At 48.0% G+C, this 13,182-nt stretch carries 3 protein-coding genes; all 3 read left to right on the top strand.

Annotation, left to right across the window (positions count from 1 at the left end):
- The first annotated feature begins 172 nt into the window (after window positions 1-172).
- Window positions 173-349 (top strand): hypothetical protein, encoded by a 177-nt coding sequence (locus tag L6472_RS12395; protein WP_237805557.1) that lies wholly within the window; start codon window positions 173-175, stop codon window positions 347-349.
- 611 nt (window positions 350-960) lie between these two features.
- The gene (locus L6472_RS12390; protein WP_237805555.1) at window positions 961-5,967 is read left to right on the top strand and encodes a leucine-rich repeat protein; all 5,007 of its coding nucleotides are present in this window, start codon (window positions 961-963) and stop codon (window positions 5,965-5,967) included.
- 62 nt (window positions 5,968-6,029) lie between these two features.
- Window positions 6,030-13,172, top strand: a complete 7,143-nt coding sequence (locus L6472_RS12385) for an FN3 associated domain-containing protein (protein WP_237805553.1) — start codon at window positions 6,030-6,032, stop codon at window positions 13,170-13,172.
- Window positions 13,173-13,182: the final 10 nt, after the last annotated feature.

Genomic DNA, 13,182 nt, shown 5'->3' with positions numbered 1-13,182 from the left:
GATTCTGCCGCTCCAGGGGCTAGGTCATTTTCAATACCTCAACTCTTGCATCTTTGCTTGCCTAAAATGGCGTGGTAATTCTGGCTGTTTTGGTGTTTTGTTTGCACCCTCTTTTGCACTAGCTTAGACGAAGTCGAAGTTAGGCTGCATCTCGGAAAAACTCAAATATAATTTGGTTTTTCTCTCAATTGTTGGTGGCTTTATCACCGGATGGGGCCATCAGGCCGACTACGTCACGGGCTCCATCAAGGGACCCGAGCGACTTCCAGGCACACTCTATCTACAAGACTACTACGAGGTGATGGACCACATGACCGAGAAGCAGAACAGCATCGTCAAGGCTTGGTAATAGACTCCGAAAAAGGAACGAAAGCTTACATCCGCTGAAAGCAGTACTTTTCACACCAAAAAGCAGTACTTTTCCATGCGAAAAGTACTGCTTTTTGTGATTATTAACTGTCTGATTGTCAATATGATAGTTATACTTTTGATTATCCGTTTTACACTTATTAAACTATTTTTGTTAAAATCTAAAGAAAATTAAATTTTTCCATTGCCAATTGGAAATAATTCCCTATCTTTGCCAACACCTACTTACTAGTTATTGAGGGGTAGAATAAGCCTTTTTGGGGAAAAGCCCTCCACATCGAGAAAATCTAGAGATAATCGATTATATATTAATACTAAAAACCTTGGATTATGAAAAAGAAGTATCTATTTTTGACGGTGCTCTTATTGGCCTCAGCGATAGTTGTGGCTGGAGTACAGGGAATTACATCAATAATGGGTAGTTCCGAAGGAGAGAGTTTCACTTATAGAGACGTTTATGCAAAGGCTCTAAGTGTAAAGGAGGCTGTTCAAGTTTGTCAAGAGACTGGTCAAACAGCAACAGAAAGTGAATATCTGGTAAGAGGTGTCATATCTAATATTCTAGAATTCGACGTCGCCACTTACGGAAACATGACTGTTGAACTAACTGAAACAGATAGTGAGACAGGTGAGGCATACACCCTCACGCTCTATCGCATCAAAGGTTTCAACGGTGAAAAGCTTACCAAAGATTACGAAGTCAAAGTAGGCGATGAAGTCATTGCTTATGGTAAACTGATAAATTACAAAGAGAGCAAGCCTGAGATGCAATCAAGTGGTTTTCTCGTTGCTCTGAATGGCAAGATGAGTCTGAATGAGGAACAGAACGGACAGGAGGGAACCATAGAAGTTAACGACACCGTCATTAAGGGTGTTATGCTTGCAGGAAGCCACAATGAATGGAGCACCCAAGCAGAATCTTTCTCCGCCATAGAAGCAGACAAGTCCTACATGATTACCGTGGACTTAAGCAAGGCTGATGTTGAAGATGAATGGAAATTCAAGTTCTGTCCTGTAACTGAAGACGCTACATATTGGGTAGGCTATGGGGAATTAGCTTCTCAAGATGGTTTTCCAGAATGGATAACAACGGATCTGGATGGAAATTTCGTTGTTAATATCGAAGACACATCTTATCGCGTGTTTACTATCATGGTAGCATGGGACGGTGGCGATGAAATCGGGAAAAACTGGTACATACGCATCAGTGGTTCAGAGTCTGGCGGAATAGACGATCCAAATCCTGAAGATCCCGATCCACAACCGACCGACTCGGTAATGGTTTACGTGGATTGCGCAATCGCACCTTACCTATATACATGGGGAGGTGCCTCAGTTAGCGATTGGCCAGGAAAGCAAATGGAAAAGAAGGATACCATCAATGGTACCATATTCTGGTATATGCCCATCTATACCGACAAGGTAAACATCATATTAAATGATGGCAATGGCAATCAGACTTCCGACATTGACGATATAGAGGGAGTACACTATTATTGGTACGATGGTGTGACATCGTTTGAGGATATTACAGCACAGGTTCTGAACGGTAGCTATGCTACACCCGAATACAACAAGACGGTGTTGCTCACCAATCCTAACTTCATGAATTATAGCAACGGTTGGACCTACACTGGCGCAAGATTCGAGAACCGCGTAGCCTATGTAGAGTATAACGACTTTGATGTTTACCAAACCATCAAGGCTCCTGCCGCAGGTATCTATGAGGTACAGGCACAGGGCTACTATCAGAATTACGAGGGAGGTGACGCTTACTTCATACAGAACAAGCGCGACGTGCCTGTATATCTGTATCTGAACAATAGCACTTCTGCCCTGAAGAACATCTTCGATGAAGGTATTCCCGAGGAAACCTATTACGAATGGGAGAATAGCGGCCTTGGATTTGAGAACTTCAACTATTGTTCCAATGATGGTTGCTTCCGCTATCCTTCATGGTATTATGGTGCATGGAGTGTGTTCAACCGTGACATGTACCACAACGCGGTCTATACTTACGTAGCAGAAGGTGCCGACATTAAACTGGGTGTGAAGGGTTCCACCAGCAATGAGAATTCCGGATTTGCCGCATGGAGCAACTTCAAACTTTACTATTGGGGCATGGATGCCGAGAAGGCAGGAGATGCGCTGAGCCAAGCCATCGCTTCTGCAGGTCTGTTGCTGCAAGACGATCAGATTAAGGACAAGGGCAAGCAGTTGATTACTGCAGCCATTGCTGAAGCCAACACCGTTTTAGAGAGCGAGGACGCAGAAGCCAAACTTGCTGCAATCGAGACTCTGAACGCAGTGGTAGAGAACGTAAAGGCCAACTTCATGTATATTGTTGAGGTATACGACATTCCAAGCAATGGTTACTCATATTATTACAACGAAGGCGACACTATATATTATAATAAGGTGAAACTGACCTTCCATCAGAATGAAGGATACACTCCTTCCAGTTACTATAGCAACATGCGTCTAAATAGCAAGAACTCTATGACCTTCGTATCAGAGCTCCCAATGGTACGCATTCAGTTCTTCACCAGCGATGGTGAGAGTTCGTATGTTCGTGGACAGGCAAGTGAAGGTACCATTGAGAATAACTGTTGGACAGGTGAGGCTAACGAGTTGACTATCACCAATACTACAAGCGATCAGTTCCGCTTCTACAGGTTTGCTGTAACCTACGACGATCCTACTCCAGAGGAAGTGGCAGAACGCCTTAATGCCCAGATTACCTTGACCGAGGATGCCATTGCAGCATTGAAGCACGAAAAGGTAGATGGCAAGGAGGCACTGGCAACAGCACTGACCGAGGCAAAGGCTATTGCTGCAGCCGAAGAACTGGATGTCGACCAGGCAAAGGCCTATATCAAGGCATTGAAGACCGACACCAAGGCTCTGCAGAATCTGGATGCTGCTTATACAGTAATAGAGAAACAACTCACAGATCTTGCTACAGCAGGACAGGAGAACCAATTTATTGATGCCGCCAAGTTGCAAGCAGCCAATACCTTCATCACCGAGGTACAGACTGGCATTGGTGCTGGTACTTACAAGGCTGAAGACATCGCTATCCTGCAGGAGCAGATTGCATGGCACGCCGCACAATTGCAGATGGTTTACCTGACCATCACCATCGGCGACCCAGGTACTTTGGGCGATGAGGTTCTGCAGCGCATCAATAACTTCACCGATGTTCAGGGATTGCGCATCAGCGGTCCTGTGGACGATACTGATATGGACAAGATCAAGAACCAGTTGACCAACCTGCAGGAAATCGACATGAACGGTATCAACCTGAAGAATCTTCCACGTGAGATATTCAGAGATCGCACCGGGCTCACCAGCGTCGTACTCCCTGCAAATCTGGAAACCATCGGTTATCGCGCATTCTACAATTGTAAGAATCTGAAGGATGTCGCACTGCCTGCAACCTTGAAGACAATCGACAATTATGCGTTCTATGGTTGCTCACAGTTTACTGAGGTGATTGTTCCCGAGGGTGTAACATCTATCGGCAACTACGCTTATCAAGCTAATACCAACTGGGATTATTACTATGACGAGCAAGGCCATTCTATAGGATATCGTAACGGCAGCAAACTAAAGAAGGTGACTCTGCCAAGCACTCTGACCAACTTAGGCTATAGTGCATTCAACAATAACTTCGAACTGGAAGAAGTAAACTTCGGCGATGGACTGACTGAAATCCAAAGCGAGACCTTCGAGGGTTGTACCGCACTGAAGAGCGTCACGCTGCCTTCAACTATCAAGAAGATTGGTTTTGACGCATTCTATAACAGCGGACTGAAGAACATAGAACTGCCCGAAGGACTGAGCATCATTCAAAGCAATGCCTTCGGTAACTGTGATAGTCTGACGGCAGTGACTCTGCCCAGCTCTGTGAACAGCGTATTCTATCCATTCAGAGATTGCGACAACCTAACTAGCATCACGGTGAAGGCTATTGCTCCTCCATACGCCAACGATAATGACATCATGGGTGGAAAGGAGTCACAGTGCTCACTCTATGTACCAGAACTCTCACTGGCATCTTATAAGCAGACCGACAGGTGGAGTAAATTCGCACCCAATATCTACGGACTGAACATCATGCCTGAGAACATCATCATCAGCGACACCTACCGTCTGTTATGGCCAGACACCGTAAGCTTCAGCTACAAGCCCAACGTAGAGCTGACCAAGATGGATCGTGGTGACAATTACTGGTCTGAGGATCGCTATCGCTACGCAGCCGTTACCGTAACGGGTAATGCAACGCTTTCTGCCAAGGAGTTCTCCATGTACTGGGACTACTTCTACAAGCGCGAGAGCAACAGCGACACCTACAGCCGCTTCGCCACACTGATGGCTAACGGTAAGATTCGCACGGACAACAACACGCTGAAGCTGCACCTGAGAGCTGACGAGTGGAATTTCATTGCACTGCCGTTCGACGTGAAGGTGAGCGACATCGTGAATGTGAACAACACGCAGTTCGTGGTTCGTGGCTACGATGTGAAGAAGCGTGCCGACGGAAAGATGGACGAGACCTGGTACAACATGACTGGCGACGACATTCTCGAAGCTGGCAAGGGTTATATCTGGCAGGGTGCTCACACCACTGAGACCATCACCGAGGAAGATGGTAGTCAGTATCAGAACACCAACTACGACATTGAGTTCGACGTACAGGCTCAGCAAAGCGTGAACAAGAACAACATGTTCCGCACGGGCACCGTAGAGGTTGACCTGGAGGAGAACCTGAGCGAGTTCCCACAGAACCGCAACTGGAACTTCATCGGTAACCCATACCCCTGCTACTTCGACACACGTGCCATCGACTGCACCGCTCCTATCACCATATGGGAGAATGGTTACAGATACAAGGCTTACTCTCCTGTTGACGATAAGTACATCCTGGCTCCTGGTGAGGCTTTCTTCATGCAACGTCCACTTGACCAGGCTAGCATCACCTTCCTGCGCGAGGGTCGTCAGCTGACACCACAGGCCAAGGATGATGTTAACTACTTCCCAAGCTCTCGCCAGAGCGAGATGACCGCTCAGCGTAGCATCTTCAACCTGACCATTGAGGGCGAGAACCAGAGTGACGAGACGCGCTTCGTCATCAACGAGGGAGCTCTGCTGACCTATGAGATGGACAAAGATGCTTCGAAGTTCATGGACGGCAACGCAAACGGCATACTGCTCTACACCATCGAGGATGGTTTGAACTACGCCATCAACGAACGTCCGCTGAACAATTGTGAGGTTGCCCTGGGCATGAAGGTGACAAAGGCTGATACCTACACCATCAACCTGGACACCAAGGCCGATGCTGAGGTTTACATCATTGACCTGCTGACAGGCGAAGAGGTTCTGTTGGGCGAGGCTGGCTATTCCTTCCAGGCTGAAGCCGGCACACTGAACGGCCGCTTCCTGATTCGTCTCAAAGGTGGTGAGGTGACAGGCATCAAGTCTGTTGACAAGCAACTGAGCAACGAGAACTACTACGATCTGCAAGGCCGTCGCGTGGAGAACGCCACCAAGGGTGTTTACATCAAGAATGGGCAAAAAGCTGTTGTGAAGTAATTCATGAGCAGAACAGAGACTCGTGAACAAAAAAACTCATGTGAACTAAAAACTCATGAACTATGAACAGATTATATAGAATGTTTATCCTCTGCCTGAGCTTACTTGCGCTAACACCGCAAGTAGGCTGGGCGGACGATGACTACGATCCGCAGAACCCGGGTAACCCCGAGATGGCTGTGGAATATAGCACGCTGTATCTGAAGGCCGACCCCGCCAACGGTGGTTCTTTTAACCGTGACATGAGATCAAGACTCGAGGTAGGATCGAAGCAATGGATCTGCGCCTATGCGAACAGCAGCTTCCGCTTCGTGTACTGGTCTGACGAAAAGGGCGATACCATTTCCAAGAACTATAGTTTCTACTACGAGGTGAAGCGAAGCGATGCTACGCTGACAGCCCACTTCGAGTATAATCCTTCTTCACCAGGTAACCCCGAGATGAAGAAGACAACTCACAAGTTGTATCTTTCTACCATTCCTGCCGATGCAGGTCACTTTAACTGGCCCAATGGCTCCAGCGTAGAGGAAGAGGAATGGGTGGACGTCTATCCATACGTCAACGAAGGCTATAAGTTCCGCGAGATGAGGATTGGCGACAGTCTGGTCATCAAGAATACGTACTATTCCTTCGAGATGCCAAGACATGATGTCAACATCACGGCTATCTTCGAATATAGCCCAGAGAACCCATCGAACCCGGGCAAGAACTATTGGAACAGCCAGACAGGCGAGGTTATCATTGACGACTTCACGCCAGGCTATCTGTACTACACTATCTCTGACATGGTTGGCAGCAACGACCAGGTGAAGATGATTACCGTGGCTGGACCGATAAACAATGGTGACTGGGGCGTAGCCAGCAGTTTTGGCAACTGTACGCTGCTCGACATGAGCCGCACTAGTGGTTCTGACGAAGTGCCATCGTGGGCTTTCGAAAACAATCAAACCCTACTGAGCGTGGTGCTGCCTGCATCCATTGCCAATATCAGATGGTATGCCTTCTACAACTGCGCATCGCTGCAGTCCATTAAGTGTTATGCCATGACTCCGCCCAAAGTAGAGAGCGGTGCTTTCGAAGGCGTGAGCAGTGGACTGGTTATCTATGTACCAGCCGAGGCTGTGACACTCTATCAGGACGCCGACGGATGGAAGGAGTTCACCATTCTGCCGTTTACCGATGAGGTACAGGCACTGGAAGTGAACCTGCCCGAGGGATGCAACCCAGCCATCTACAAAGACATGTTCCTGGAACTGATCAACGTAAAGAGTGGACAGAAGCTGCGCTACGTGATTACTGATCGCACGACCTACACGTTCAACAGTCTGATTCAGAACACCACTTATAATATATACCTGAAGAACAAGGCAGGTGATATTCTGGGCGAGATTCTGAATGTGGAAATTATCGACAAGAACGTGGCTGTGGCATTCAACAAGTTGAAAGAGCCAAAGACGTTGACACTGAAAGTGGAGACACCTGCTGGTGATGACGTAACAGATCAGGCCGGCATCACTTGGACAGACCAAAAGGGAACCTATCTGACACGTAGTAACCAACTGGCCAATCAGTTGGAAGGCAACAAGGTGGGCTATCGTATCAGTCTGCCCCAGCAACTGGCCGTGCAGTACATGCTGCCTGAAGACGTCACCTACGAGGTACAGGCCACGAATGCTATCGTCTATACACTGACACCTATCGCAAAGGTACAGATTAAGGGAATGGTGAAAGACGTGAAGACCACCTACCCGCTGAAGGGCGCTGGCATCACTGTCAACCAGACCGTGCATGGACAGTACACCAAATCGTACAGCACCAAGGTGGGCGCCAACGGCGAATGGCAACTGGAAGTTCTCGACATGCCAACTGAGATTATCGCTTCTGCTACCGACTATATTAGTCAGACACAGAGCATTGCCTCACTGGAATCATTGGAAGAGAGCACAGTACCAACCTTCGAACTGAAGGACATCAATGGTACAAGCATCCAACTGACGCTGACCTATACCGATGCTAAAGGTGAGACAAAGGGCTATTACGATGATTATGCGAATGTGGCCTACACGGTGAAGGATGCAGATGGTAAGGTTATCACCGACCTGAACGTGCAGTATCCACAGATTGTGATGCTCGACGAGCATGCCGAAGGTACGGTATTCACCATCACCGCCACCAGCAAGAAGAACAAGTTCATGCCCGTTACCGCCAGTTGTACGGTTGACGCCAACGACAATGCAGCGATCACACTGCCCATCAAGCAGCTGGGTGGCATTGCAGCTTCGTTCCGTCAGACCGACAACAACAGCATTGTGGGTATGCTCTATGATGGCGATGGTCGTTTCGTGAAGAAGTACGACTATGATGGTGTTCAACTGAACATTGACGAGCTTACCGATGGTACCTATACACTAGTGACCATGGGCTATAGCCACTTGTTCAATGCCATCGGATTGCTGAGCCAGTTCACCGAAGTGGGACTGAAGGAAGGTGTAGACTACATTAAGAATCAGGTAACGGTAAAGAGCGGAGAAACGACAACCATCGCCAACCAGCTCATCCCCTACTTGGACGAAACGAAACTGTATTACACCGACAGCAATACCCGCTTCAGCGTGAACAAGAGCGAGATTTCTGCAGGACAGTACCTCACACTGCGCGCACAGATAGACTTCAAGCCTATATATAAATATGGTGTGAGCGACCTGAAAATCGTCTTCGAACTTCCTCAGAACTGTTCGTTTGTCAACAACTCTGTGATGACAGGTAATATCATCGGCAGTTACACGCAGGAAAGTAATCGTCTGACCGTGCCTCTGGAGAATATGGATGACCAGGTAAGATTCTGCGTCATTCCAACCATTGGTGGTGTTTACTCTCCCAGTGCCAGCATTGAGTTCGACATCAACGGCAAGACCATGCGCCAGCCTATTGGCAGCGTTGTCTTCACAGTAAGCAATCTGAGTATCACAGCGCCTTCGCTGGTGGCAAAGACCACGGTTCCCGTTCTGGGTACAGCTATTGGCAAGTCGGAAGTGGAAATCTTCGACAACGGTGTTTCTGTTGGTCATGCCACAGCATTGGCAAACGGCTCATGGAACACAGAGATTGAGCTGAACAACCCATACAACATGTCCACACACAGCATCTATGCCAAGGTGGTGACACAGGATGGACTGGAGTTGCAATCTGACGTAAAGGAAGTGACCTACGACAAGAATGCCATTGAGCCTACAAAGGTGACGATGATCAATGTGGCTCACCCAGCCACCTCACTGGATCTGTGCGAATATGTAACTGAGTTCGACTTCACAAATCCTGGTAAGACACTGAAGCCCTACTGGTATTGGCCAAGCTATCCAGACTTCACGTTCTTGGTAGAGTTCACCAATAACGACACGACAATGGTTTCCAATGTAGAGCTCAACGTGTTGTTATCCGACAATACCGTATCTACGCTCTATCCCGTATACGATGGAAAGAGAAAGTGCTGGGTGGCTAATGCGAAGTACAACTCTGACGCTCTTCCAACAAATGTCTCTGTGGATTTCACAAGTAACGCTACCAGCCAGTTCGACAAGCGTCAGGTAGATGAGACAATAGCAGAACTTGGCGACTATCTTTCTGAGTACGAAACACAGATGGCGAACATTGCAACTGCCTTTGCTGATGCAGAAGAACCATTGAGTGATGATGCATTCGAAGCACTGGTTGCTGCCATCGGTGATGATGAAGTAATCGTCAACACTGATGATGTCGAAGCACAGCTGAGAGGCATGACCGATGATGAGTTGGAAAACTATCTCAATGAAGAGTATGCTGTCTTCCAGGCAAAGCATGGGGATACAGAAACCTACTTGCAGAACCTGGAACAGTGGCTGCAGTTTGGTACAGAAGGTGAGTTCACGCTTGAAAATGGCACTAAGTTCACCATGACCAACTGCGCTGGACTGACAGCAGCCGTTCTCATAGAGGCAGGCTATGAAGAGATGGTTTGTACGGACGGAAGTTTCGTTTATGTGAAGTTCAATGACCAGACGACAGAGTATGTTGACCTACTGAGAAACGTTCACGTAACGATTCAAGTACCCGTAGAGGCTGGCGCTCGTATGTTCCGCGCTTCAGGCAATGAAACCGTAGAACAAAAGGTTGCCAATGCTATCAAGGCCATCAACGACTTTGTTGAGATGATCAACAATTGGTCACTTGGCATGGTGGATAAGGTACAGGCTTCTGAGAGGAACATGCTCAAGGCTGTCGAGGAAATTGAGTTCCGCTTGGCTAAGAGTGATACGTACATCAGATTTGCAGGTCAGAAAGGCATGACTGGCCAAGTATGGAAATGGAGAATTGAAAAGCTATTCCTCCAGAAGAGTCTGCTACAGGCAAAAGCTGCTCGCTGGCTAGCTAAGAAGATTTTCAAGTTTGCCCTGAAGGCACTGCCTGTTGTCAAGTATGCATCTATGGCAATCTCCCTGGCTAATGACATCAATGACATAGCCGGCATCTACTATTCTATTCCAAATTCTTGTCAGGATGACCAAGCCAACGCAGACTGGTACCGCAATGCTACTTATGCACTATTAGGCACCGTTATCACAAAAGCGACAGTAGAACTGGTTAGCTCGTTCACAAGCGATGCGGAAGTTGTAGCTGGCGTCGTCGGATCGGTTGCTTCGGCAGGAACAACGCTTGCCGCCACTGCTTGGGGTCTTGCCCAAAAGGCACTTACTTGCATAGGAAGCTTCGTTATTGACGCAGGCATCGACGCCTCCAAGAAAAAGATAGAAAAGGGTGTTGAGAGTCTGAAATGCTACAAGAAAGACGACAAGAAGAAGAAAAAGAAGCGTAAGGATGATATCGATTGGCGATTCAAGCATGTGGAGCATGTTATGGACCCATCAGGTTATGTCTATGAGGCTGTATCGTCTAACCGCATACAGGGTGTTCTTGCTTCTTGTTACTACAAGGAGATTGTAGAGGACATGTATGGCGACTTGCATGAGAACATCGTTCTTTGGAATGCAGAGGACTATGCACAGGAGAACCCGTTGTTCACCGACGAGAACGGTATGTATCAGTGGGATGTTCCGCAGGGACTCTGGCAGGTGAAGTTTGAGAAGGAAGGTTATCAGACTACCTACTCTGAATGGCTGCCCGTTCCTCCTCCACAGTTGGATGTAAACATCGCCATGTCTCAACTCGTACAGCCCAACGTGAAGAGCGTGAAGGCCTACAACGAGGGTGTGGAGATAGAGTTCGACAAGTACATGGATCCCGCTACGCTAACTACTGACAACATCATGTTGACCAGAAACAGTGTCAAGGCTGAAGGTACCATCGAACTGATTAATGAAGAGAGCGTAAGCAAGGACAATCCTCAGACTTATGCATCAAAACTTCTCTTCAAGATGCCTGCAAACGATGAGCTATTGACTGGCAACGACGTGAGAATAACTATCAAGAAGAGTGTAGAAAGCTATGCTGGCATTCCTATGCAGGAAGACTACACGCAGAGTCTCGACATTATGCCACGCATCAAGAACATGGTTGTTGACTCGCTGGCGAACGTGCCTTACGGCGGTGACCGCTTATTCAAAATCGCTGCCCTGCCTGCTGATGCTTCAAAGGGTAAGACAGTCCATGTGAAGTCGCTCTCCGACATGATCGCAAAGACAGCTATCCAGTCGTTGACACTCGATGCTAACGGACAGGCCGAGATTACCGTCTCTGGAGAACTGCCTGGTCAGACTGTCATCTCGTTCTCTATAGAGGATACCGACGTAAAGGGCCAGATGCTTGTCAACGTAAAGGATGCCATCAACATGTTTGCTATGGAGCCACGTGCTTCACGTGTATCGGGCACCGAGGTATACCGCGGCACAGAGATCCGACTCTCGTCTGAGACTGAAAACGCAGAGATTTACTACACGCTGGATGGCACATGTCCATGCAATGAAGGTCCAAACGTGATTAAGTACGATGACAATAGTCCTATCATCATTGCTTCCGACAATGTAACCATTAAGGCTCTGGCCAAGGGACATGATCTGGACGACAGTGAGGTGGCTGAGTTCAACTACAAGCTAAAGAAGACCAGACTGGGCTATCAGTTCCCAACTGGTTGGACATGGGTATCGCACAACTTCGAGCAACCCGTACCTGTAGAGGAGTTTGCTCCTACAGCAGAGAAGATTATGGGTCTCAAGGCCGAGGCTATCAAGGATTCACAGCTAGGACTGGTGGGCAATCTGACAGAACTACAACCTGCACAAGCCTACAAAGTGAAGGTGGCTGAGACAGCCAACAATACTTTGGACGGCTATGAGTTCAACGCACTCAGCAAGTCGCTGGAGGTAGCAAAGGGATGGAACTGGATAGGCTATCCTATCGGTCAGACCATGACCCTCGAAGAGGCATTCGCATTCTTCACACCAATGGAAGGCGACTATGTGCTCGGGCAAGAAGGCTTTGCAGAGTTTGTGGATGGTGAATGGGCAGGAAGTCTTGACGGACTGAAGCCTGGCAAGGGCTACATGTTTAAGTCGGGCAAGGCTGACGAGATTATCTTCAACACCACCATCGTATCTATCGCTTCCTGTCGCATAGACAAGCATATTGAACTCTATGAGGCACCTTGGGCTTGCGACAAGTATGCTTATGCTAACCTGATGCCTGTGACAGCTCAACTCTACGATAAGGGTTCTATCGCTCAAGAGAATGAATACATCGTAGGTGCTTTTGCAGGAACAGAATGTCGCGGTATTGGTAAGTGGAAGGATGGACGCATACTGATCAATGTTGTTGGCGACCGCCACGAGGATATCACCTTCATGGCTGCCAACGTGGCAGACGGGCGTCTCTATGACATTACCGAGAACGTAGCATTTGCTGTCGACAATGTAGGTTCATGGCATCTGCCAATGGCTCTGCATATCGGCAAGGAAGCTACTGGAGTGAAAGACTTGTGGGACAAGCTGACCGTAACACCTCAGGTATTCAGCGATCACATCACCGTAAGCGCAAATGGTCATAACATCAGCAAGCTGACCCTGACCAACATGAGCGGACGTGAGGTTGTGAGAGCCAACAATCTTGGCAACAGTGCTGTCATCACGACAGGCTCACTATCTGCTGGTGTTTACGTGGTAACGGTTGTTGCCGACGGACAGACTTACTACAAGAAGATTCTGAAAGCTAACAAATAGACTTGATTGC

Source organism: Prevotella sp. E13-17 (assembly GCF_022024035.1).
Lineage (GTDB): Bacteria > Bacteroidota > Bacteroidia > Bacteroidales > Bacteroidaceae > Prevotella.
This window is presented reverse-complemented; position numbering and strand designations above follow the sequence as displayed.